The sequence below is a fragment of the Streptomyces sp. NPDC051776 genome, assembly GCF_040681345.1.
Lineage (GTDB): Bacteria > Actinomycetota > Actinomycetes > Streptomycetales > Streptomycetaceae > Streptomyces.
Map to the genome: position 1 here is coordinate 296,884 of NZ_JBFAYQ010000001.1, position 23,091 is coordinate 319,974.

Consider the following 23,091-nt stretch of genomic DNA (forward strand, 5'->3'; position numbering starts at 1 on the left):
GTTGCGGGGAGGGCGGCGGGGTTGCGCTCGGGACGGGGAGCGCGTGGCCCCTACGTATTGCCGGCGGCGGCGAGCCAGTGAGCGACTCTGCGTACCGAGGCCTCGTCCAGCGTGTCGACCAGGGCCTGAATGGCTGCCGTGTCCTCCGGGGCCAGATCGTAGATGCCCGCCTTGCTGAGGCCGGCCATCAGGGCCTGTTGGCGGCGGTCCGCCATCCGTTCCACGTGCCTGGCGTGGCCGCGCGGCTTGTCTGGCTCCGGCTCGGGCGCTGTCTTGGGCGGTTCGGGGGCCGAGGCGGCGAAGCGCTTCCAGGAACCGTTCTCGGGGCCCCAGAGTTCGGTGGCCGCCTTCTCCCCGCGGGCCCGCGTGGTCCGGGACATCTCGCCCAGCGCGTACTGGACGGGGGATCGGTGAGCGGACTCCGCCGCTACGTGCCAGGACTTCGACGAGGGCCTGTAGAACATCGCCACCCACCGTGGGGTGCCTGACGGTTCCGGGCTCTGGGGAGGCGTCTCCATCACGCTGACCCTTCGTGAGGCGGTGTCCGGTTGGGAAGGGCAAAGGTATCTGACGACCCATCAGTTATCTATACGTTCAACGGAGTTGTGGCAGTACGTCCACCGTGCCCGGGCCGCGCCTCCTAAGATCTTCGGACATCTGCAAGACTGCCGCGTCTGGGGGAAATAGGTGGGGGCCCTTGAGCAGTTCGTCACGATTGCAGCGGTGCTGCTGGGTGCGTTGACCACCCATCTCACGAACTACGCGATGGAGCAGAACCGGAACCGCTACGAGCTCCTGACGCGATGGGACGACAGGAAGCTCGCCGCCTACGAGGGCTACGTGGACGCGGTACGGGCCTCGATCTTCCTGGCCGTGCAGCTCTACGAACACGTGGAGGGCCTGCGCCGGAGCGACACGGGCGAACAGGAAATGACGGCCGAGCTCGCCGAGGCCGCCAGGCATCGTGGGCGCGCCTTCGAGCGCATCATGCTGCTCGGCGGGGACGACGTCATCGAGGCCGCCCATGAGCTGAACGCTGCGGCGATCGAGGTCGACTGGCAGGCCACGCGCAAGGTCGACGGGACGCTGGAGAAGTGGCGTGAGCGCAACCGTGCCGTGTTCCGCGAGATCAACGATTTCCACGAGGCCGCCCGGGTGGATCTGGGCGTTCAGGGCAGCGTCAAGGGGGAGAAGCACCCGGAGCGCGATCTGCTCCTGCCTCCCGCGGGGAGCGGCACAGCGAATGACGCCGCCCAGCCCCAATGACCCGGGTCGGTGTGGTCGGCAGTAGGCAGCGACCTTGTAGAGGACTTGCCGACGGTCGCTGTGGTCGGCAGCACCCCGGCTGGGCCGTCCGTGGGCCGTCCGTGGGCCGTCCTGGGGAGGCCCACGACACCTGGCAGCGAACGACAACGACCGGCAACGGGCACGGCGGGCACGGCACCAACCGGTGCCGCGCCCGCCGTCGTTGCTGCTAGACCCAGGTGTCGAGCCACATGCGATCCCGCCACGAATCGAGCGGGATCGCCTGGCCCGTGTAGATCGGCCAGAAGTAGATGAAGTTCCAGACGATGAGCAGGACCAGAACCCCGGCGCCGACCGCGCCCATGGCCCGGCGGCGTTCGCTCGATCCCCGTGGCCCGAGCATCGCACCCAGCATCATCGCCAGGGCCAGGCACAGGAACGGCACGAACACCACGGCGTAGAAGAGGAAGATCGTGCGCTCCTGGTACATGAACCAGGGCAGCCAGCCCGCCGCGATGCCGCAGAGGATCGCCCCCGCGCGCCAGTCCCTGCGAAACGCCCAGCGGTAGAGCACGTACAGCACCGCGAAGCACGCCGCCCACCACAGCAGCGGAGTGCCGATCGCCAGGACCTCACGGGCGCACTTGTCGGCCGTGTCCACCGGGCAGCCGTCCTGACCCGCGCGCGGGGACTCGTAGAAGTACGAAACAGGGCGGCCGAGGACCAGCCAGCTCCAGGGGTTGGACTGGTAGGTGTGCGGCGAGGTCAGCTTGACGTGGAAGTCGTAGACCTCGGCCTGGTAGTGCCACAGGCTGCGCAGTCCGCCGGGCAGCCAGCTCCAGAGGCCGCCCTGGTGGGGCGGGGTCGACGCCCAGTCGCGGAAGTAGCCGCCCCGGGTGGCGAACCAGCCGGTCCAGGAGGCGATGTACGTCGCGATGGCGACCGGCAGCGTCGACAGGAAGGCGGGCAGGGCGTCCCGCTTCAGCATCGCGCGGTGCGGGCGCCGGGCCCCGGCCGTACGGCGTGCGGCGGCGTCCCACAGGACGGTGAGGATGCCGAACGCCGCCAGGATGTAGAGGCCGTTCCACTTCGTGGCGATCGCCAGGCCCAGGCAGAGGCCCGCGGCCAGCCGCCACGGACGCAGCCCCAGCCGCAGCCGGTCCCCGACGTCGGGGTCGGGGAGCACATCGGTGTCGCTCGCGTCCTTCGGCAGGGCGGCGGCCAGTTTCGCCCGTGTCCTGTCCCGGTCGACGAGCAGGCAGCCGAAGGCGGCCAGCACCCAGAACATGAGCACCAGATCGAGCAGCGCCGTGCGGCTCATCACGAAGTGCAGGCCGTCGACCGCCAGCAGGGCACCGGCCAGGCAGCCCAGCGCGGTGGAGCGGAGCAGCCGCCGACCGATCCGGCAGAGCATCAGCACGGAGAGCGTGCCGAGCACCGCCGCAATGAAGCGCCACCCGAAGGGGGTGAGACCGAAGAGCTGCTCGCCGAGCGCGATCGTCCACTTCCCGACGGGCGGGTGGACGACATAGCTGTGCTCGGGGCTGAGCGGGATCTTCTGGGGGTCGCCCAGGATCAGATCGTTGGCATTCTTCGGCCAGGTCCCCTCGTATCCGTACCGGAGCAGCGACCAGGCGTCCTTCGCGTAGTACGTCTCGTCGAATATCACCGCCCGGGGGCTGCCGAGGTGCCAGAACCGGAGCAGGCCCGCGACGACGGCGACGAGCACGGGACCGCCCCAGGCGGACCATCGGGCCAGCCGGTCCGCGGCGCGCGGGCCGAGGCCGAGCATGGCCCAGGGCCGGGTGGCGGGGGCCGGATAGGGGGGCACGAGCCTCTCCCGCAGCGGCGTCCGCGGCCGGTCCACGTGCCCGAAGCGGCGAAGCCGCAGCTGCCATGCGGTCGGTGCGGCTGCGCGTTCCGCCGCCTCGCCGCCGTGCTGTTCGCCGGCCACGGGTCGTGCTCCTGTCGCGGTGTCACTGGTCACCGCGCCATCGTAGGGAACCCGGCCGGGCGCGTGTGCCTCCCGCCCCGCGGCGGGTGCGGGCACCCCTCGCACGGGTTGACCCGGTACGGGCGCGGGCGGCCGGGTGCGCCGCCCAGAAGGCGCCGGCCGCCCGTCCCGGAGCCGGGGCCTGGGAGGATGGCAGGCGTGACTGGAACGCTCGTACTCGCAGGGACCCCCATCGGCGACGTCGCGGACGCCCCGCCCCGGCTCGCCGCCGAGCTGGAGACCGCCGATGTGGTGGCGGCCGAGGACACGCGGCGGCTGCGCCGCCTCGCGCAGGCGCTCGGTGTGCAGCCCAAAGGCCGTGTCGTCTCGTACTTCGAGGGCAACGAGTCCGCGCGGACGCCGGAACTGGTCGAGGCGCTGGAGGGCGGGGCCCGGGTGCTACTGGTCACCGACGCCGGGATGCCGTCCGTGTCCGATCCCGGCTACCGGCTGGTGGCCGCCGCCGTCGACCGCGACATCACGGTCACCGCCGTACCGGGGCCCTCCGCGGTCCTCACCGCCCTCGCCCTGTCCGGGCTGCCGGTCGACCGCTTCTGCTTCGAGGGCTTCCTGCCGCGCAAGTCGGGGGAGCGGACGAGCCGCCTCCGCGAGGTCGCGGGCGAGCGCCGCACGCTCGTCTACTTCGAGGCGCCGCACCGGCTCGACGACACCCTCGCCGCGATGGCCGAGGTGTTCGGCGCCGGGCGCCGCGCCGCCGTGTGCCGCGAGCTGACCAAGACGTACGAGGAGGTCAGGCGCGGGCCACTGAAGGATCTGGCCGCGTGGGCGGCCGAGGGTGTACGCGGTGAGATCACGGTCGTCGTGGAGGGCGCGCCGGCGCCGGAGCCCGAGGAGCTGGACCCCGCGGAACTGGCCAGGCGCGTGGCGGTACGGGAGGAAGCGGGAGAGCACCGCAAGGAGGCGATCGCGGCCGTGGCCGCCGATGCGGGGCTGCCGAAGCGACAGGTCTTCGACGCGGTGGTGGCGGCGAAGAAGGCGTGACGGGGTGCCGCCGGGGCTTGTGTGCCGCGGGCGGCGCTGCGGCGCGCAGCGGGCTCGTCGGGGCGCGTGCGGCGGACGCGGTCGGACGGGCGCGGGTGCGCACGGCTCGCCGGCGGCGGGTGCGCGGCTCCGGCGCGGTCGCGCGGACGGGGAGCACGGGCGCGCGTACGGGATGTGGGCGGCTGCCGACGGGGCCCGGCGGAGCGTTGCCGGACCTCAGGGGCCCGGCGCAAGGTAAAGGGATAATCTGAGAAGGCAAAGCTCAGGCCCCTGCAGAAGGGTTTCTCCACAACCAACTCCCCAAATCTGGGCCAATAGGTGGCAGGGGCTGCTGCGTTCCCGCGGATATGGGCGTCCACTGAACCTGGGACGTTCCGGTCCCGGAGGGCTTGTCCAAGGGACAAGAGGAGCTGGCATGAGTGATATCGCGGACACCTCGAACGGTGTCTTCCCGACAGCCCGCAGCACATCCGGCGAGCCCCACGCGCGCGAGGCGTACTCCTTCGCCTGTATGCGGTGCGGCCACGGTTGGGAGCAGGAGTACGAGATCCATCACCACGTGGACGCCCAGGGGCGCGCCCACGTCACCTACCACGCGAACGGCCGCCGCGTGCCGTCTCCGCTGACCCGCCCCACCTGCCGGAACTGCGACGGACACGTGGTGCGCATCATGCGGTCCGGCCAGATCCCGCTGGCAGCGGCGGGGCTGGCCGAGCAGGGCATCGCCGGGCCGCTGCTCGGCTCGAAGGCGCCGGCCGCCGGCGCGCCGATGGAGCCGCCCGTCACGACCCGCAGCGGGGAGACGACGGGCGGGGAGGGGCCCGCCGGCGCGGGAGGCGGGGGCGAGGCCGGGAACGGCCGCCGGCGTCATCTCTCCGATCTGTTCCACCGCTTCCATCGCAAGGCGTCGTGAGCATCGCGGGGCGTTGTGCGCATCGCACGGCGTCGTGAGAGGTGAGCCCGCCGTGCGTGAGCACCCCGGGCTCATGACCCTCAGCCCTGCGGGCGGGTCCGGGACGCACCGACCGCCCGCATAGGATCGCCGCCATGGCGGCAACGGCGCAGAACGGCAGCGGCAAGGGTGAGACCCCGGGCGGGAACGCCGGGAGCGGCAGGGACGGCAGGTCCGCCTCGCCCCCGCCGCTGCCCGAGCCCCTGCGGATCCCGGTGGCCGACTCCCACACCCACCTCGACATGCAGGAGCCCACCGTCGAGGAAGCCGTCGCCGCAGCCATGTCCGTCGGCGTCACGACGCTGGTCCAGGTCGGCTGCGACGTGGCCGGGTCCCGTTGGGCGGCGGAGACGGCCGCCGCGTACGAGACCGTCCACGCCACCGTGGCGCTGCACCCCAACGAGGCGCCCCGCATCGTCCTCGGCGACCCTGGGGGCGCCTCCCAGCCCCCCGGGGCTGGGGGAGGACGGTCCCGCCGGGGGGCGCGCGAACCCGGCGGGCAGGACGCCCTCGACGCCGCGCTCGCCGAGATCGACTCCCTCGCCGCGCTGCCCCAGGTGAAGGGCGTCGGCGAGACCGGTCTGGACTACTTCCGCACCGGGCCCGACGGCGTCGCCGCCCAAGAGCTGTCCTTCCGCCGCCACATCGAGATCGCCAAGCGTCACGGCAAGGCCCTCGTCATCCACGACCGGGACGCGCACGCCGATGTGCTCCGCGTCCTGGAGGAGGAGGGCGCGCCCGAAACCGTCGTCTTCCACTGCTACTCGGGCGACGCCGAGATGGCCAAGACCTGCGCCGAGCGCGGCTATCTGATGTCCTTCGCCGGAAACATCACCTTCAAGAACGCCCGGACGCTGCGCGACGCGCTCGCCGCCGCCCCGCTCGACCTGGTCCTGGTGGAGACGGACGCGCCCTTCCTCACGCCCGCGCCCTACCGCGGACGGCCCAACGCCCCGTATCTGATCCCGTACACCCTGCGCGCCATGGCCGAGGTGAAGGGCGTCGGCGAGGACACGCTCGCAGAGGCGGTCGCGGCCAATACGGCACGCGCGTTCGGCTACTGACCGCCCCGGCCCCCGCGGGTGAAACCCGGGGTCGCCCACAACCGTTGTGTCACTGTGCGCGGTCGCTCCATTTTGGAGAGTGACGGTCCCTTCGGTACAGTCCCGGGCCCGATCACCGGAACCGGGTGCACTTCCTCAGCCACCGCTGCGGATGCGCCGACCCAGCGGGCAACTGGGGGAGGGAGCGTCGTGAGCAGGTCCCAGGGCAGCCACCGCGCCGTCCGCGGCACCGCCCGGCGAAGCCGCGCCGAGGATGTGCGGGAGTTCGACCGCCCGTACGAGATGCGGGAGACGCCGCGGTTCAACCGCCCCTACGAGGCGGGGGAGTCGCCCCGGTTCAACCGCCCCTACGAGACGGGGGAAGCACCGGGGTACGCCAGCTCGTACGAGACGGGGGAATCACCGGGGCTCAACCGCACGTACGAACCAGGCCGGGTGCCGCGCCAGTATCCGCTCGCCGCCCCGGCCACAGCCCCCGTCCCCTCCGGTGGCGGCCGGGCGGCCGCACGCCGCGCCGCCCAGCACCGCCGGGCAGCCGAACGGCCCGATGCGCTGCGCCGTCTCGTCCCGCAGGCGCTCGTCGTGGCCTTCCTCGCGGGTGGCACCGCCGCCTTCGTCGCCCAGGACAAGTCCGTCCGCCTGACCGTCGACGGCACCGACCGCACCCTCCACACCTTCGCGGGCGACGTCCAGGAACTGCTGGAGGACGAGGGCGTGGAGGTCGGTCCGCACGACCTTGTCTCTCCCGCGCCGGAAGAGGCCCTTGCCACCGGCGACGAGGTCGTCGTCCGCTACGGGCGCCCCGTCGCCCTCACCCTCGACGGCACCGACCGCCGAGTGTGGACCACCGCCGGCACCGTCGAGAGCGCGCTGCACCAGATCGGCGTGCGCGCCGAGGGTGCCGACCTCTCGGCCTCCCGCAGCTCCTCGATCGCCCGCCGAGGCCTCGACCTGAAGGTGTGGACGGAGCGCACGGTGACCCTCCTCGCCGACGGGCGCGCGCACAGGATCCGTACGAACGCCGCCACCGTCCGGGAGGCCGTCGAGCAGGCGGGCATCGTGCTGCGCGGCCAGGACACCACGTCCGTCGCGCCGCACAGCTTCCCGTACGACGGCCAGACGATCTCGGTCCTGCGGATCACCGGCACCAAAGAGGTGCGGGAGGAGCCGATTCGGTTCCGCACGGTCAGCTACCTCGATGCGTCCCTCTCGCAGGGCAACGAGGTCGTCGTCCAGCAGGGGCGGCAGGGCGCCCGGCGCGTCACCTACGCGATGCGCACGGTCAACGGCGTCGAGCAGAAGCCGCGCAGACTGCGGTCCGAGGTGGTGCGGCGGCCGCGCACCCAAGTGATCCACGTGGGCACCAAGCCGCTTCCGCGCTCGGTCCGCGGCGCGGATGGATTGAACTGGTCGGCTATGGCGCACTGCGAGTCGGGCGGACGGCCGAACGCGGTGGACGCATCGGGCACGTACGGGGGGCTGTACCAGTTCGACACCGACACCTGGCAGCGGCTCGGCGGCCGCGGCCGCCCGCAGGACGCACCGGCCACCGAGCAGACCTACCGGGCCAAGAAGCTGTACGTGCAGAAGGGGGCCAGTCCGTGGCCGCACTGCGGCCGTAAGCTTCACCAGTGAGCACCAGCCCCCTCCACCACGAGCACGGTCCCCTTCTGGGCCCCACCGACATCCGCGAACTGGCCGCCGCCCTCGGGGTACGCCCGACCAAGCAGCGCGGCCAGAACTTCGTCATCGACGCCAACACCGTGCGCCGCATCGTGCGCACCGCGGACGTACGGCCGGACGACGTGGTCATCGAGGTCGGGCCCGGGCTCGGGTCGCTGACCCTGGCCCTTCTGGAGGCCGCCGACCATGTGACGGCCGTCGAGATCGACGACGTGCTCGCCGCCGCACTGCCCGCCACGGTCGCGGCCCGGCTGCCGGAGCGCGCCGACCGCTTCGCCCTGCTGCACTCCGATGCGCTGCACGTCACCGCGCTGCCCGGGCCCGTGCCGACCGCGCTCGTGGCCAACCTGCCGTACAACGTGGCCGTCCCCGTCCTGCTGCACATGCTGGCGACCTTCCCGACCATCGAGCGGACCCTCGTCATGGTCCAGGCGGAGGTGGCCGACCGGCTCGCGGCGGCACCCGGTTCCAAGGTGTACGGCGTGCCGTCGGTCAAGGCCGCGTGGTACGCGGAGGTGAAGCGCGCCGGGGCCATCGGACGCAACGTCTTCTGGCCCGCGCCCAACGTCGACTCCGGGCTCGTCTCCCTCGTGCGCCGCCCGGAGCCGCTGAAGACCACCGCCTCGCGGAACGAGGTGTTCGCCGTCGTCGACGCCGCCTTCGCCCAGCGGCGCAAGACCCTGCGCGCGGCGCTCGCCGGATGGGCGGGCTCGGCGGCGAAGGCCGAGGCCGCGCTGGTGGCCGCAGGGGTCTCGCCGCAGGCGCGCGGGGAGTCGCTCACCGTCGAGGAGTTCGCCCGCATCGCGGAGAAGAAGGGAGCCGCGTTGTGACGCGCTCCGTCACCGTCAGTGTCCCCGCCAAGGTCAACGTCCAACTCGCCGTGGGCGGATTGCGGCCCGACGGCTTCCACGACCTCGCCAATGTGTTCCTGGCCGTCGGCCTTCACGACCGCGTCACCGCGACGCCGTCCGACACCCTGCGGATCACGGTCGAGGGCCCGGACGCGGACCGGGTCCCGGCCGACCGTACGAACCTGGCCGCGCGCGCCGCCGAACTCCTGGGCGCTCGTTACGGGATCGCCCCCGACGTCCACCTCCACATCACCAAGGCCATCCCCGTCGCGGGTGGCATGGCGGGCGGCAGCGCGGACGGCGCGGGCGCGCTTGTGGCCTGCGACGCGCTGTGGGGGACGGGCGCCTCACGTGAGGAACTCCTTGCCATCTGCGCCGAGTTGGGCAGCGACGTGCCGTTCAGCCTGCTGGGCGGGGCGGCGCTGGGTCGCGGGCGCGGCGAACGGCTCACCCCGCTGGACGTCGGCGGGACCTTCCACTGGGTTTTCGCGGTGGCGGACGGCGGACTGTCGACGCCGGCGGTGTACCGGGAGTGCGACCGGCTGCGGGAGGCTGCGTACGCGGAGCGGTCGGGCGCACATGCGGAGCGGTCGGGCGCGGGGGGCACGGGCGGTGCGAGCGTCGAGCACGTACCGGACCCGGAGCCGTCACCGGCGCTGCTGGACGCCCTCGCCGAGGGTGACGTCGTGGCGCTGGCGTCCGCGATGATGGCCGGGGGCATGCGCCCCGGCTTCGCCGAACGGGCCTCCACCCGGACGGCGTCCGGAGGAGGATCGAGCAACGACCTGCAGGCGGCGGCGATTTCGCTGCGGCCTGCACTCGCGGAGACGCTGGAGGCCGGGGCGAAAGCGGGCGCGCTGGCGTCGGTCGTCTCGGGCTCCGGCCCGACGTGCGCGTTCCTGGCCAGGGACGCCGCGGCGGCGAAGGCCCTGTCGGAGGCGCTCCGCGCCTCGGGCACGTGCCGCAACGCGATCCCGGCCGCGAGCCCGGCGCCCGGGGCAACGATGGTGTGACGGCCGGTCGGCGCTCCGGGGTGCGGGGCCGACGGCCGGTCGGCGCTCCGGGGTGCGGGGCCGTCGTGCGACGAGGGCCCGCGATGGGGCGGGCGAGCCGACCAACGGCCCAGCGGTCATGGGCGGTTGCGGGCCTGTCGTGAGCGGCGGCGGCACGGTTCGCCACGGGGCGTGCCCGCGGCACCGTTGGCCACGGGGCGTGCCCGCGGCACCGTTGGCCACAGGGCGTGCCCGTGGCGCCGAATGCCGCCGCGTCGCCGAATTCCACTGCCGTGCCGGCGGCGCGCTCTCGCCGCCCGCTCGATCCGGCGCGGGCGAGCGGGAGATGACCCGCGGAGAGGGCCGGTGCCGGTGCGGGATCCCGTATCGGGGCGTCGTAGCGGCGGTCCGTCCGGATGGCGGCGCCGGGCGGAATCCGACTCGGCTCGTGACGCGAGTCCCTCGGCCGCTCCGGGCCCCGAGGCGGCGGTCCACCGTCTCCACGGACTGGGTACGCGTACCCATGCCCGCCCGGGGAGAAATGAGTACCGGGCGCCATGGCCGCATCGCGCCGATCCCCGGCAGGTTGGCCGCATGAAGACCAGCGTCAGTCGACTCGCCGCCGCCACCCCCGCGCACCGTGACCGGTACATCGACCTTCTGCGGGTGGCCTCCCTCGGCACCGTCGTACTCGGGCACTGGCTGATGGCCGCCGTCACCGCGGACGGTGACGGCTGCGCGCAGGTGGGCAATCTGCTCGCCGCCGAGCCCCGGCTTCAGCCGGTCACCTGGCTGCTCCAGGTCATGCCGGTGTTCTTCTTCGTGGGCGGCTTCTCGCACGCGCTGTCCTACCGTTCCCTGCGCAAGCGCGCGGGAAGCGGGGCCGGGGACGGAGGAGCGGCCGGGCGTACCGCGCTCTACCCCGCCTTCCTCCGCGCCCGCCTGCAGCGGCTGCTGCGCCCCACCATGGTCTTCATCGCCGTATGGGCGGCAGGCGCGCTCGCCGTACAACTCCTCGGCGGGGACGGCCCGCTGACCGACGTCGCCGCGCGGCTCGTCGCACAGCCGCTGTGGTTCATCGGGATCTACCTCGCCATGGTGGCGTTCACCCCGCCCCTGCTGCGCCTCCACGAGCGGTACGGCTGGAGCGCGTTCGGCGCCCTCGCAGGGATGGCCGCGGTCGTGGACCTGATGCGGTTCGGACTCGGTGTGCCGTACGTGGAGTTCCTCAACTTCGCGTTCGTCTGGCTCGCCGTCCACCAGCTCGGCTTCCTCCGCGCCGACGGCCGGCTCTCCGCGGCGGGGCTGCGGGTGCCCGCGGTCCTCGCGATGGGCGGCCTCGCGGGCGCGGCGGCGCTGGTGGCCCTCGGCCCGTACCCGCTCAGCATGGTGGGCATGCCCGGGGAGGAAGTCAGCAACATGGCGCCGCCCACGCTCGCCCTGCTCTGCCACGCCCTGTGGCTGACCGGAGCGGTCGAGATGCTCCGCGCACCCGGCGCCCGCCTTCTCGCGCGGCCGCGCGTCTGGCGCGGTGTGGTCGCCGCGAACGGTGTGGCGATGACCGCGTTCCTCTGGCACCTCACCGCCATGCTCGGTGTCTACGGGCTGCTGTTCGCGCTCGACGGGCCCCTCCCGGCGCCCGCGACGTCCGCTTGGTGGGCGCAGGCCCCGGTCCGTACCGCCGCCGCTGCCGCGCTCACTGCGCTGCTGGTCGTTGCGTTCCGCCGCTTCGAACGGGCCGCCGCCCCAAGGCCGCGGACCGCACCCGTCACGAGCGGCCCGCGCACCGCCGGCGCGGTGACCCGGCGCGCGACGGGCCCGGCAGCCGCGGTCGGTGTCACGCTCTGCCTCTTCGGTGTTCTCGGCCTGTCCATGGTCGGCTTCGGCGGGCTGCTGGACGGCCGTACGGCGCTGCTGGTCGCCATACACATCACGGCCCCCGCGGCGGTCGCGATGGCCGTGCTCGGCTGGCTTCTCGTGGAGACCGCCGGCCGCCGGGCGCCGGGGCACTGACACCCGGTACCGGTCCTGGCCGGCGCCCACCGTGATCGCCCGGCAGGGGGGACCGGGGCTTCGTCCGACTCGGCGACTACCCTGGAAGGCCGATCAGCCGCAGCGCCGGCAGCGGGCGCAGGAGCAGGAGTGAAATGGCCGTCAATCTGGTCAATGCCGAGGCCGTGGGCAAGGTGTACGGCACCCGGGCCCTCCTCGACGGTGTCTCGCTCGGCGTCAACGAGGGCGACCGGATCGGCGTCGTCGGTCGCAACGGCGACGGCAAGACGACCCTCATCCGCGTCCTGGCCAAACTGGAGACTCCCGACACCGGCCGGGTCACGCACTCCGGAGGGCTGCGGCTGGGCGTCCTCACCCAGCACGACTCGCTCGACCCCGCCGCCACCATCCGCCATGAGGTGATCGGGGACCTCGCCGACCACGAGTGGGCGGGCGACGCACGGATCCGCGACATCCTCACCGGGCTCTTCGGCGGCCTCGACCTGCCCGGCTTCACCGACGGCCTGGACACGGTCATCGGCCCGCTGTCCGGCGGCGAGCGCCGCCGTATCGCACTCGCCCGGCTGCTGATCGCGGAGCAGGACGTGATCGTGCTCGACGAGCCCACCAACCACCTCGACGTCGAAGGCATCGCCTGGCTGGCCTCCCACCTGCGGGCGCGGCGCTCGGCGCTGGTGGTCGTCACCCACGACCGCTGGTTCCTCGACCAGGTCTGCACCCGCATGTGGGACGTGCAGCGCGGCACCGTCCACGAATACGAGGGCGGCTACTCCGACTACGTCTTCGCACGCGCCGAGCGGGAGCGCATCGCCGCCTCCGAGGAGGCCAAGCGGCAGAACCTGGTGCGCAAGGAGCTGGCCTGGCTGCGGCGCGGCGCCCCGGCCCGTACGAGCAAGCCCCGGTTCCGTATCGAGGCGGCCAACGAGCTGATCGCGGACGTGCCGCCGCCGCGGGACAGCGCGGAGTTGATGCGCTTCGCGGGCACCCGGCTCGGCAAGACCGTCTTCGACCTGGAGGACGTGACGGTCCAGGCCGGTCCCAAGGTGCTGCTGCGGCACCTGACATGGCAGCTCGGCCCCGGCGACCGCATCGGCCTCGTCGGCGTGAACGGTGCGGGCAAGACGTCGCTGTTGCGGGCGATGGCGGAGGCGGCGTGCACGGAGGGTGAGGCCCAGCCCGCGGCCGGCCGGGTCGTCGTGGGCAGGACCGTACGGCTGGCCTGTCTGTCGCAGGAGGTGGCCGAACTGCCGCCGGAGCGGCGGGTGCTGGAGGCCGTGGAGGACGTCCGGCAGCGGGTCGACCTCGGCAAGGGCCGGGAGATGACCGCCTCCCAGCTCTGCGAGAAGTTCGGCTTCGGCAAGGAGAAGCAGTGGACGCCGGTCGGCGACCTCTCCGGCGGCGAGCGGCGGCGACTGCAGATCCTGCGCCTGCTGATGGACGAGCCCAACGTCCTCTTCCTCGACGAGCCGACGAACGACCTCGACATCGAGACCCTCACCCAGCTCGAGGACATCCTCGACGGCTGGCCGGGTTCGCTGCTCGTCATCAGTCACGACCGGTACTTCATCGAGCGCACCACGGACCGGGTGTTCGCGCTGCTCGGCGACGCTCGGCTGCGGATGCTGCCCCGCGGTGTGGATGAGTATCTGGAGCGGCGCCACCGCATGGAGGAGGAGTCCGCGGCCAGGGTCCTCGCGGAAGCGGCGCCCGAGAAGAAGCAGCAGCAGAAGCCGCAGGGGCTGCAGAAGTCGGCGGCAGACCAGCGGGCCGCCAGGAAGGAACTCCAGCGCATCGAGCGCCGGCTGGATCGTATCGGGGGCCAGGAGGCGACCCTGCACGACCGGATCGCCGAGGACGCCACCGATTTCGAGCGGGTGGCGAAGCTGGACGCGGAGCTGCGGGAGCTGTCGGCGGAGCGGGAGGAGCTGGAGATGCGCTGGCTGGAGCTGGCGGACGAGGTCTGAGCCGAGTTCCGGCGGCCCGCAAATCCGTTGGGCACGCACCGGGCCCAACTCCTGGTGCCCGGGGGGTTGTTGGGGGCGCGTGCCGAGGTCCCGCTCACGGCTTGGGCCGGGCTGTGCAACGGAGCCGTCACGGACCGGTCTCGACTGTCCGATGGACCCGGTACTCGTCGCTCGGCGTGACAGTGCCGGGTGATACAAAGAACTCCCGCTCGAGTGCCGTTGCCTTGCGGGAGAGCATGCCCGATTCGCTCCATCCCGGCGGGATTTCGACGCCCCCCGGGAGCGCGGGGGAGGCCGGTCGGGACATGCACCCCGCGCGAAGAGGACCGCTGATGTCACAGCCGCCCCAGCCGCCGAACCAGCCGCCGCAGGGTGGGTTCGGTGCGCCGCAGGACCCTGCCTACGGATACCCGCAGCAGCCGCCGCAGGGCCAGCCCTCGTACGGCTATCCGCAGACACCTCCGCCCCCCGGCCAGCCACCGCAGGCGCCTCCGCCACCAGGCCGGCCGCCGCAAACCCCGCCCGCCACCGGGCAGCCGCAGACTCCGCCGGCCACCGGGCAGCCGCAGACTCCGCCGGCCACCGGGCAGCCGCCGCAAAGCCCTCAGCCGTCGTACGGCTACCCGGGTCAGCCGCAGGCCGGGCAGCCGCAGCAGTACGGGCAACCGTACGGCCAGCAGCCGTACGGTCAAGGTCCGTACGGACCGCAGCAGTTCGGACAGCAGCAGTACGGCATGTATCCGCCGCAGGGCCCGTACCCGGGCGCCACCCCTCCCGGGGGCGGCCAGTCCAAGCAGCGCGTGGCGCTCATCGTGGGCGCGGCCGTCGCGGCCCTGCTGCTGATCGTCGGCGGCGTGTGGTTCGCCACCAGCGGTGACGACGACGGCAAGAAGGACGAGGCCAAGAACTCCTCGGGCGGCAGCGGTTCGGGCGGGAGCAGCGGCGGATCGGACGGCGGCCCCAAGGGCGGGACCATCGACGCCGAGCTGATCACGAAGATCCCGCGGCCCGAAGTCAGCGACCAGGTGACGGCCGAGGGCTTGTGGGTGACGGACAGCGTCTTCGCCAAGGGCGACGTCGACAAGATCGTCGGATACGACGTGACCGGCGGCAAGAAGAAGTGGGAGATCCCGCTCGATGGCTCGATCTGCTGGGCCTCGCGCCGGACGACCGAGGACGGCAGGACCGCGGTCCTCTTCCAGGGAGCCAAGGCCACCAAGGACAAGCCGCACCAGGGCTGCACCGAAGTGGCGGCAATCGACATCAACTCCGGCAAGAAGCTCTGGCAGAAGAACGTCTCCGACGGCGACGACAAGGTCCGCTTCGACGAGGTGACCGTCGGCGGGGGCACCGTCGCCGCGGGCGGCACAGGCGGCGGCGCCGCCTGGAAGCTCGACGGCGGCAAGCAGCTCTGGAAGCCGTCGGCCAACGACGAGTGCCAGGACGACGGTTACGCCGGCGGCAGCAAGCTGGTGGCCGTACGCCGCTGCGGCGACTACTCCAAGCCGACGCTCGAGGTCCAGACGCTCAACCCGGCCAGTGGCGCCCCGAAGTCCGTGTTCAAGGTCCCCGGCGGCATCGAGTACGTGCACATCGCCTCGACCGACCCCCTGGTCATCGCCATCGACGCCAGTGACGACACCGGAAGCGGCGTCTCGGACTTCCTCGCGGTCGACGACAGCAGGAAGGCGGGCAAGCTGCGCGGCAAGATCGCGACACAGCAGGGGCAGTACACCCCCGAGTGCGGTTCGACCGATGTCGAGGACTGCAAGCTGCTCGCCGTCACCAAGGACACGCTCTACCTGCCCACCAAGGAGCACCAGGGCCAGGCCGAGTACGGGCGGACCAACGAGATCGTCGCCTTCAGCCTCGACGGCGGAAAGTCCAAGGGCAAGGCCGATGCGGGGGAACAGCGCGTGATGGTGCCGCTCCGCATGGAGGGCGGCGACATCATCGCGTACAAGTACCCGACTTACGACAAGGGCGGGCAGATCGTCAGCATCGACGGGACGTCGCTGAAGGAGAGCGTGCTGATGAAGAACGACAATTCCACCGCGCGCACGGAGAGCTCCTTCCGTCCCGAGTTCAACATGGACGTGGTGTACAGGGGCGGCAAGCTGTACATGGGTCAGCACTACGTCACCGACCGCGCGCCGCTGGCGGGCGAGAAGGAGTACCTGGCGATCGTCTTCGGCGCCGAGTAGCGCCTCGGCGCCCGGCCGCGCCCGCCCGTGCACAGGTGCTCGGGCCCGCCCGCGCACACTTGCCCGGGCCCGCCCGCGCACACTTGCCCGGGCCCGCCCGCTTGCGCGGCGCGGCGAGCGGGCGCACCTGGCTCCGCCGCGACCGCAGAGGCCCTGCGCGCACCCCCGCGTGCAGGGCCTCGTGCCTGAACTGGGCGCGAATGGCGGGGAATTTCCGCCTACGTCGAGGCTCCTCGCCGGTATCGGGCACACGACGCGGAGCGAGCGTGTAGCTTCCGGTGAACACGAGGCCCGGGGCATCGGGGGATTGGGGAGGCCGATGGGCGTACGGCTGATGGTCGTCGACGACCACCGTCTTCTCGCCGAGGCGCTCGCCTCCGCGCTGAAGCTGCGCGGGCACCGCGTCCTCGCCGCGACGGCGCCGTGCTCCGGGGCCGCAGAACTCGTCATCGGCCGGGCGCCCGAGGTGTGCCTCCTGGGCACGGCGGCACCCGCACAGTCCGGGGCGTTCGACCCCGTGGTGCGCATCAAGCGCGAGCGGCCACAGGTGGCCGTGGTCGTGCTCGGACCGGTGCCCAGCCCCCGCGGGATCGCCGCGGCCTTCGCCGCCGGAGCGTCGGGGTACGTGCGCCACGACGAGCGCATCGAAGGTGTCGAACGGGCCATGATGAAGGCCAGGGCAGGGGACGCGGCCGTCGCCCCCCAGCTGCTCCAGGGCGCGTTCGCCGAACTGCTCAATCCGGCCGCCCAGCCCGACGACGAGGCCGCCCGCCTGCTCCAGATGCTGACCCCGCGTGAGGCCGAAGTGCTCGTACGGGTCGCGGAGGGCGAGGACACACGGCTGATCGCCGCCGGGATGTGCATCGCGCCGAGCACGGCGCGCACGCATGTGCAGCGTGTGCTGATGAAGCTGGGCGTGGGGTCGCGGCTGGAGGCGGCGGCGCTGGCGGCCCGCACCGGACTGCTGGACCGGGCGCACACGGCGTGCCCGCCCGCGCTACCCGAGGTGCCGGGGGCCCGTACGGGGCGCGGGGCAGGCGAGTTGGGCGGCGGATGACCGTTACGGTCGCCTGTGGCCGTGCGGCGCTCGTGGCCGTGCGGCGCCGTGGCTTTGTGGCGCCTGCGACCTTACGGCGCTCGTGACCGAACGGTCCGCCGCCGATACGCGTCAGCGCCGCGGCCGCTGTCCCGCGTGGCCGGAGCCGCCCGTGCCGGGACCGCCCGCGCCGGGACCGCCCGCGCCGGGACCGCCCGCGCCGGAGCCGCCCGTGCCGGGACCGCCCGTGCCGGGACCGCCCGTGCCGGGGCCGCCCGGTGGTTGCGTACCGCCCGGCTCCGCGCCGCCGGGCGGTGGCACGTCGGCCTCCGGAGCCGCCTGCACCGGTGGCACGGGCCGGAGCCTCAGCCACAGCAGGAAGAGCAGGCCGAGCACGAGCATGGCCAGCCCGGTCCAGAGGTTGATGTTGATGTCCTGTGCCTTGTCGATGTCCGCTTCGGAGGCGGTGATCCCGGCGATCGTGACCGTGATCCCGTAGATCACGAACAGCCCGCCGATGACGCGCCGGACGTCGAAGAGCCGGGCCGCCGTCGTGGACCGCTCCTCGAGTTCCTCGACCTCTCGCTGGTACCTGTACTCGTCGCTCATGCTGCTCTCCGGTCGGGTCGGGGACGGGCGTTCACAGGGAGAACGGGATGTAGCACGCGGCTGCCAGGATGATCGCTCCCCAGCCGAGCAGGGCCGGCTTGCGGTACCACGCCTCGTCGCCCAGGGCGGGCGGCTCTGCCATGCCGGGCGAGGTGGTGCCGTACACCAGACCCGCCAGCGACTCCAGGGGCTTCGGCCTGGTGAAGAAGGAGACCGCGACCATCACCACGCCGCCCACCACGAACGCCACGATCGCGGAGACGAAGTTGGCGCCCTGGTCGCTGGGGATGGAGATGACGTCCTCCTTGTAGAACCAGAAGTAATTGATCATCGCGGCGACGGTGCCGGTGAGGAGTCCCCAGAAACCGGCCGCGGACGTGGCCCGCCTCCAGAACATGCCGATGATGAAGACGCAGAACAGGGGGACGTTGAAGAAGGAGAACAGCGTCTGCAGATAGTTCATGATGTTGCTGAACGTAGAGGCGATGAACGCGGTCCCCATGCCGCCGAGCACCCCGATCGCCGTCACGATGCGGCCCACCAGCAGATAGTGCCTGTCCTCTCGGCCCCTTCTGAGGTACGCGGACCAGATGTCGTTGGTGAACACCGTGTTGAAGGCCGAGACGTTCGCCGCCATGCCCGCCATGAACGCCGCCAGCAGGCCGGTGATGGCGACGCCCAGCACGCCGTTCGGCAGCAGGTCGCGCATGAGCACCGGCACTGCGTCGTTGTACTCCAGGCCGCTGCCCTCCTTCCCGATGGACGGCTCCATCACCAGCGCGACCAGGCCGGGGACCACGACGATGAGCGGGATGAAGATCTTGGGGAAGGCGGCGATGAGCGGGGTGCGCTGCGCGGCGGAGAGGTTCTTGGCGGACAGCGCGCGCTGCACCTCGGCGAAGTTGGTCGTCCAGTAGCCGAAGCTCAGGCAGAAGCCGAGACCGAGCACGATGGTGAGCCAGTTGGCGCCGAGCGGGTTGGGCGAGCCGATGCCCGTACCGTCCCATGCGGAGACGAAGTCGTCGCCGTGCGAGTCGATCAGTGAGTCCTTGAGCCCGCCGAAGCCTCCGACGCGTGCGAGGCCGACGATGGTGAGCGGGATGAGCGCGGCGAGGATGACGAAGAACTGCAGCACCTCGTTGTAGATCGCCGAGGAGAGACCGCCCAGGGTGATGTAGACGAGGACGAAGAGCCCGGAGACGACGATGGCCACCCACTGCGGCCAGCCGATCAGCGCCTCGATCACGATCGCCATCGCGTAGAGGTTGACGCCCGCGATGAGGATCGACGCCACGGAGAAGATGATCGAGCTGAGCAGGTGCGAGGGCGGCCCGTAGCGGTGCAGCAGGAATTCGGGGACGGACCGAACCTTGGAGCCGTAATAGAAGGGCATCATCACCAGGCCGAGGAAGACCATGGCCGGGATGGCCCCCACCCAGTACCAGTGCACGGTATAGACGCCGTACTGCGCGCCGTTCGCGGCCATGCCCAGGATCTCCAGGGCACCCAGGTTTGCGGCGATGAACGCCAGGCCGGTGATCCAGGCGGGGAGCGACCGTCCGGAGAGGAAGAAGTCGAGGCTGGTTCTGACGCTGCGGCGGGCCGCGAGCCCGACGCCGAGCACGACGGCGAAGTAGAGGATCAGAATCGCGTAATCGAGTGCGTTGGTGGGGAGTCGGAGTCGTTCTGCTGCCAGCTCGTGCATGGATCACTCTCTCCGGGTCCGGGGGCGCATTTCGCGGCAGGCGCCGCAATACCGACGTAACGCCCCCGAACTTGTTCCTTTTATGGGCAGTTGTCCAGGAGGCGGCACGCGATTGACGGCTCTGTTGAGTTGTGGTTTCTTGTGTGCGTTTCTGTTTGCGGGATGATGCTAGTGGCGAGGAGCGCCAGGGTGAAGAAGACATCGACCCGTCTCGCGGACGGGCGCGAACTGCTCTATTACGACCTCTCCGACGACGCCGCACGGGACGCGAGGGACGGGCGCCCGCTCCCCCCTGTGCGCACCGCATCCGAGATCCGCACCGACCGGCTGCTGGGCGAGTCGGTGATCGTCGCCTCGCACCGCCAGGACCGCACGTACCACCCGCCGGCCGACGCGTGCCCGCTCTGCCCCTCCCGCGGCGGGCGGCGCACCGAGATCCCCGCCGACGACTACGACGTGGTGGTCTTCGAGAACCGCTTCCCCTCGCTGACCGGTGGCGCCGGACGCTGCGAGGTGGTCTGCTTCACCTCCGACCACGACGCCTCGTTCGCGGATCTGACCGAGGAGCAGGCCGCACTCGTCCTCGACACGCTCACCGACCGCACCGCCGAACTGGCCCAACACCCGGGCGTGGAGCAGGTGTTCTGCTTCGAGAACCGCGGCGAGGAGATCGGCGTCACCCTGACCCACCCGCACGGGCAGATCTACGCCTATCCGTTCGTCACCCCGCGCACCGAGCGGATGCTCCGCACGACCGCCGAGCACGCGGAGCGAACCGGCGGGCGCAATCTCTTCGACGACGTCCTGGACGAGGAGCGCGCCGACGGGAGGCGCATCGTACTGGCCGGTGAGCACTGGACGGCCTTCGTGCCGAACGCCGCCCGCTGGCCGTACGAGGTGCACCTCTACCCCAACCGCCGCGTCCCGGACCTGCCCGCGCTCGGCGACGCGGCGCGCACAGAGTTCCCACAGCTCTATCTGGAACTCTTGAGGCGCTTCGACCGGATCTTCGATGGGAGGGGTGGGGGAAACGGTGCGGGAGGCGGCGGGGAGAGCGACCCGGTGGAGTCGCCCACGCCGTACATCTCCGGCTGGCACCAGGCGCCGCTGAGCGCGGACAACCGCGGCGATTTCGCGCTCCACCTCGAGCTTTTCACCATTCGCCGCACTTCCGGCAAGCTGAAGTTTCTCGCGGGTTCCGAATCCGGCATGAATGTGTTCATCAATGATGTGCCGCCGGAGGCCGCGGCCGAGCGACTGCGAGAGGTAACGAGCGAGTGACTGACGAGCGGAAGAAGTACCTGGTCACCGGTGGGGCGGGCTACGTGGGCAGCGTGGTCGCGGCGCATCTGCTCGAGGCGGGGCACGCGGTGACCGTGCTGGACGACCTCTCGACGGGACACCGCGAAGGTGTCCCGGTGGGCGCCGACTTCATCGAGGGGCGCATCCAGGACGCGGCCAAGTGGCTGGACCGCTCCTACGACGGCGTGCTGCACTTCGCCGCCTTCTCGCAGGTCGGCGAGTCCGTGGTGAACCCCGAGAAATACTGGCGGAACAACGTCGGCGGGACGACGGAGCTGCTGGCCGCCATGCGGGCCGCGGAGGTGCGCACCCTGGTCTTCTCCTCGACCGCCGCCACCTACGGCGAGCCGGACGAGGTCCCCATCGTCGAGGATGCCGTCACCGCGCCCACCAATCCGTACGGCGCCTCCAAGCTCGCCGTCGACCACATGATCGGCGGCGAGTGCGCGGCCCACGGTCTGGCCGCAGTCTCCCTGCGCTACTTCAATGTCGCCGGGGCGTACGCGTCCGGTGAAGGCACCACGTACGGCGAGCGCCACGATCCCGAGTCCCACCTCATCCCGCTCGTCCTGCAGGTCGCCCAGGGCCGGCGCGAGGCGATCTCCGTCTTCGGTGAGGACTACCCGACCCCCGACGGCACCTGCATCCGCGACTACATCCACGTGGCCGATCTCGCCGAGGCCCATCTCCTCGCCCTGGACGCGGCGGCCGCCCCGTCAACTCTCCACGGTGGCGCCCCCAGCCTCCGGCCGGGGGTACCACCAGCACACCGCAGGGTCGACCCCGGCGAGCATCTGATCTGCAACCTCGGCAACGGCAACGGCTTCTCGGTCCGCGATGTCATCGAGACCGTCCGCACCGTCACAGGGCATCCGATCCCGGAGATCGCGGCGCCCCGCCGCGGCGGCGACCCGGCCGTGCTCGTCGCCTCCGCGGAGCGGGCCCGTACGCGCCTGGGCTGGCGTCCGAGCCGCGCTGATCTCGCGGGCATCGTCGCCGACGCGTGGGCCTTCGCGCAGACCCGGAACATCACGGCGTGACGCACCGGGCCGCGGAAGTCGCCGGGGTGTTCCGGGAGCTGTACGGCGCGCGGCCCGAAGGCGTGTGGGCGGCTCCCGGCCGGGTCAACCTGATCGGTGAACACACCGACTACAACGACGGTTTCGTGATGCCGCTCGCGCTGCCGCACACCGCGCTCGCCGCGGTCGCCCGCCGCACGGATGGCGTGCTGCGGCTGCACTCGGGGGACGTGGCGGGCGGTGTCGTCGAACTGCGTCCAGAGGCGCTGGAGCCGGGAGGCGTGGGGCCGGGCGGCAGAGGCCCGGGCGGCGGGGGCTTGAGCGGTGGGGGATGGGCCGCCTACCCGGCCGGTGTGGTGCGGGCGCTGCTCGACGCGGGGCACGCGGTGACGGGAGCCGACGTCCACATCGCGTCGACCGTCCCGACCGGTGCCGGTCTGTCGTCCTCGGCCGCCCTGGAGATCGTCACGGCGCTGGCCTGCAACGACCTCTTCGGTCTCGACGTACCGCGGTGGCAGCTCGCCCGGCTCGGCCAGCGCGCGGAGAACGTCTACGCGGGCGTCCCCTGCGGGATCATGGACCAGACCGCCTCGGCCTGCTGCACCGAGGGCCATGCGTTGCACCTGGACACCCGCGATCTCGCCCAGCGTCAGGTCCCGTTGGACCTCGCGGCCGATGGGCTGCGCCTGCTGGTCGTCGACACCCGCGTCCATCACGAACTCGGCGAGGGCGCCTATGCGCGCCGCCGGGCGGCGTGCGAAGAGGGCGCTCGTGCGTTGCAGGTGCCCGCCCTGCGCGACATTGCGCCGGAGCGGTTGGACGAGGCGCTCGCCGTCCTGGACGACCCGGTCGTACGCCGCCGTGTCCGGCACGTGGTGACCGAGAACGCGCGCGTGGAGCAGGTCCTCGGTCTGCTGGTCCGCGGGGAGACCCGCTCCATCGGTCCGGTTCTGACTGCCGGACACGCCTCGCTGCGTGACGACTTCGAAATCTCCTGCGCCGAACTCGACCTGGCGGTCGCGTCGGCGAACGCGGCGGGCGCGCTCGGGGCCCGGATGACGGGCGGCGGCTTCGGCGGCTCCGCGATCGCGCTGGTCGAGGAGGTCGAGACGGAGGCGGTGACCAAGGCGGTGACGGATGGATTCGCCGCGGCCGGGTACCGGGCGCCGCGGGTGTTCACCGTGGTGCCCTCCGCGGGGGCGCGACGCCTCGCCTGAGACATCCGGCGGCGGCCGGCGCCCGTGGCGAACGCAGGAAGTCCCGGGCCTGACATACCGTCAAGCGGTGAACTACTTGCGTTCTTTGTCGACTTGTGTCCTCTAATGACACATGTGGTACGGCCTGCACGACCTGGGCAAACACTTTTCCCAATCCGCTTCCCCCGCCCCGGCGCGCCCGTACGCTGATGCACAGCACCGGTGGGGGCCGGTGCTGATTCAGGGGGCGAGACAGTCGGG

The 23,091-nt window shown here is 72.0% G+C and carries 18 protein-coding genes and 1 pseudogene; 14 read left to right on the plus strand and 5 right to left on the minus strand.

What is annotated here, in order from left to right:
• Positions 1–50: 50 nt before the first annotated feature.
• A complete protein-coding gene (locus AB0M26_RS01315; protein WP_365252561.1) occupies positions 51–464 on the minus strand; it encodes a hypothetical protein in 414 nt (137 codons plus the stop codon).
• A gap of 223 nt (positions 465–687) precedes the next feature.
• On the opposite strand from AB0M26_RS01315, the gene AB0M26_RS01320 reads away from it, so the two are divergent.
• Positions 688–1,266, plus strand: a complete 579-nt coding sequence (locus tag AB0M26_RS01320) for a hypothetical protein (RefSeq protein ID WP_365252567.1) — start codon at positions 688–690, stop codon at positions 1,264–1,266.
• Between the two features lie 208 nt (positions 1,267–1,474).
• On the opposite strand, the gene AB0M26_RS01325 is transcribed toward AB0M26_RS01320, so the two are convergent.
• Positions 1,475–3,199: a phospholipid carrier-dependent glycosyltransferase gene (locus AB0M26_RS01325; RefSeq protein WP_365253007.1), complete on the minus strand. Its 1,725-nt coding sequence runs from the start codon at positions 3,197–3,199 to the stop codon at positions 1,475–1,477.
• A 189-nt stretch (positions 3,200–3,388) separates the two neighbouring features.
• On the opposite strand from AB0M26_RS01325, the gene rsmI reads away from it, so the two are divergent.
• The 8 genes from rsmI to AB0M26_RS01365 all read left to right on the plus strand — a co-directional run bounded on the left by rsmI (position 3,389) and on the right by AB0M26_RS01365 (position 13,759).
• Positions 3,389–4,240 carry a 16S rRNA (cytidine(1402)-2'-O)-methyltransferase gene (gene rsmI / locus AB0M26_RS01330; protein WP_365252570.1) on the plus strand — a complete coding sequence of 284 codons (852 nt, stop codon included), beginning with the start codon at positions 3,389–3,391 and terminating at the stop codon, positions 4,238–4,240.
• A gap of 415 nt (positions 4,241–4,655) precedes the next feature.
• The gene (locus AB0M26_RS01335) at positions 4,656–5,153 is read left to right on the plus strand and encodes a hypothetical protein (RefSeq protein ID WP_365252573.1); all 498 of its coding nucleotides are present in this window, start codon (positions 4,656–4,658) and stop codon (positions 5,151–5,153) included.
• A gap of 134 nt (positions 5,154–5,287) precedes the next feature.
• Positions 5,288–6,256 (plus strand): TatD family hydrolase, encoded by a 969-nt coding sequence (locus tag AB0M26_RS01340; protein ID WP_365252576.1) that lies wholly within the window; start codon positions 5,288–5,290, stop codon positions 6,254–6,256.
• Between the two features lie 189 nt (positions 6,257–6,445).
• Positions 6,446–7,891 carry a ubiquitin-like domain-containing protein gene (locus AB0M26_RS01345; protein WP_365252579.1) on the plus strand — a complete coding sequence of 482 codons (1,446 nt, stop codon included), beginning with the start codon at positions 6,446–6,448 and terminating at the stop codon, positions 7,889–7,891.
• Complete coding sequence (rsmA, locus tag AB0M26_RS01350) at positions 7,888–8,769, plus strand: 16S rRNA (adenine(1518)-N(6)/adenine(1519)-N(6))-dimethyltransferase RsmA (RefSeq protein WP_365252582.1); 882 nt, start codon at positions 7,888–7,890, stop codon at positions 8,767–8,769. The genes AB0M26_RS01345 and rsmA overlap by 4 nt, the downstream gene beginning before the upstream one ends.
• Positions 8,766–9,803, plus strand: coding sequence for a 4-(cytidine 5'-diphospho)-2-C-methyl-D-erythritol kinase (locus AB0M26_RS01355; protein ID WP_365252585.1), 1,038 nt, complete (start codon positions 8,766–8,768; stop codon positions 9,801–9,803). Before rsmA ends, AB0M26_RS01355 begins: the two co-directional genes overlap by 4 nt.
• Positions 9,804–10,376: 573 nt before the next feature.
• Positions 10,377–11,795, plus strand: coding sequence for an acyltransferase (locus AB0M26_RS01360; protein WP_365252588.1), 1,419 nt, complete (start codon positions 10,377–10,379; stop codon positions 11,793–11,795).
• 134 nt (positions 11,796–11,929) lie between these two features.
• Positions 11,930–13,759: an ABC-F family ATP-binding cassette domain-containing protein gene (locus AB0M26_RS01365; protein WP_365252590.1), complete on the plus strand. Its 1,830-nt coding sequence runs from the start codon at positions 11,930–11,932 to the stop codon at positions 13,757–13,759.
• Between the two features lie 335 nt (positions 13,760–14,094).
• Here the strand turns inward: AB0M26_RS01365 and AB0M26_RS01370 are convergent, their stop codons facing one another.
• Positions 14,095–14,451: a hypothetical protein gene (locus AB0M26_RS01370; RefSeq protein WP_365252593.1), complete on the minus strand. Its 357-nt coding sequence runs from the start codon at positions 14,449–14,451 to the stop codon at positions 14,095–14,097.
• A 42-nt stretch (positions 14,452–14,493) separates the two neighbouring features.
• Between AB0M26_RS01370 and AB0M26_RS01375 the strand changes: the two genes are divergently transcribed.
• Together AB0M26_RS01375 and AB0M26_RS01380 are read left to right on the plus strand one after the other, a co-directional pair.
• Positions 14,494–15,963: a PQQ-binding-like beta-propeller repeat protein gene (locus AB0M26_RS01375; protein WP_365252596.1), complete on the plus strand. Its 1,470-nt coding sequence runs from the start codon at positions 14,494–14,496 to the stop codon at positions 15,961–15,963.
• 319 nt (positions 15,964–16,282) lie between these two features.
• Positions 16,283–17,020, plus strand: coding sequence for a LuxR C-terminal-related transcriptional regulator (locus AB0M26_RS01380; protein WP_365252599.1), 738 nt, complete (start codon positions 16,283–16,285; stop codon positions 17,018–17,020).
• A 324-nt stretch (positions 17,021–17,344) separates the two neighbouring features.
• Here AB0M26_RS01380 and AB0M26_RS01385 read toward each other — a convergent pair.
• Positions 17,345–17,608, minus strand: a pseudogene (locus AB0M26_RS01385) (hypothetical protein); the annotation flags it as partial.
• Positions 17,609–17,639: 31 nt separating this feature from the next.
• Complete coding sequence (locus AB0M26_RS01390) at positions 17,640–19,313, minus strand: sodium:solute symporter family protein (RefSeq protein WP_365252602.1); 1,674 nt, start codon at positions 19,311–19,313, stop codon at positions 17,640–17,642.
• Positions 19,314–19,502: 189 nt separating this feature from the next.
• Between AB0M26_RS01390 and AB0M26_RS01395 the strand changes: the two genes are divergently transcribed.
• From AB0M26_RS01395 to galK, 3 genes are read left to right on the plus strand one after another with little or no spacing between them, the layout of a single operon-like run.
• On the plus strand, positions 19,503–20,594 hold the full coding sequence (locus AB0M26_RS01395; RefSeq protein ID WP_365252604.1) for a galactose-1-phosphate uridylyltransferase: 1,092 nt from the start codon (positions 19,503–19,505) through the stop codon (positions 20,592–20,594).
• Positions 20,591–21,655: a UDP-glucose 4-epimerase GalE gene (gene galE / locus AB0M26_RS01400; RefSeq protein WP_365252607.1), complete on the plus strand. Its 1,065-nt coding sequence runs from the start codon at positions 20,591–20,593 to the stop codon at positions 21,653–21,655. The genes AB0M26_RS01395 and galE overlap by 4 nt, the downstream gene beginning before the upstream one ends.
• Positions 21,652–22,851, plus strand: coding sequence for a galactokinase (gene galK, locus AB0M26_RS01405; RefSeq protein WP_365252609.1), 1,200 nt, complete (start codon positions 21,652–21,654; stop codon positions 22,849–22,851). The genes galE and galK overlap by 4 nt, the downstream gene beginning before the upstream one ends.
• Positions 22,852–23,091 lie beyond the last annotated feature (240 nt).

Bases quoted from the DNA above. Each gene is read 5' to 3' on its own strand.
- AB0M26_RS01390 (WP_365252602.1), bottom strand. From the start codon at position 19,313: ATGCACGAGCTGGCAGCAGAACGACTCCGACTCCCCACCAACGCACTC.
- AB0M26_RS01340 (WP_365252576.1), top strand. From the start codon at position 5,288: ATGGCGGCAACGGCGCAGAACGGCAGCGGCAAGGGTGAGACCCCGGGC.
- AB0M26_RS01375 (WP_365252596.1), top strand. From the start codon at position 14,494: ATGTATCCGCCGCAGGGCCCGTACCCGGGCGCCACCCCTCCCGGGGGC.
- AB0M26_RS01365 (WP_365252590.1), top strand. From the start codon at position 11,930: ATGGCCGTCAATCTGGTCAATGCCGAGGCCGTGGGCAAGGTGTACGGC.
- AB0M26_RS01335 (WP_365252573.1), top strand. From the start codon at position 4,656: ATGAGTGATATCGCGGACACCTCGAACGGTGTCTTCCCGACAGCCCGC.
- AB0M26_RS01315 (WP_365252561.1), bottom strand. From the start codon at position 464: ATGTTCTACAGGCCCTCGTCGAAGTCCTGGCACGTAGCGGCGGAGTCC.
- AB0M26_RS01360 (WP_365252588.1), top strand. From the start codon at position 10,377: ATGAAGACCAGCGTCAGTCGACTCGCCGCCGCCACCCCCGCGCACCGT.
- AB0M26_RS01380 (WP_365252599.1), top strand. From the start codon at position 16,283: ATGGGCGTACGGCTGATGGTCGTCGACGACCACCGTCTTCTCGCCGAG.
- rsmI (WP_365252570.1), top strand. From the start codon at position 3,389: ATGGCAGGCGTGACTGGAACGCTCGTACTCGCAGGGACCCCCATCGGC.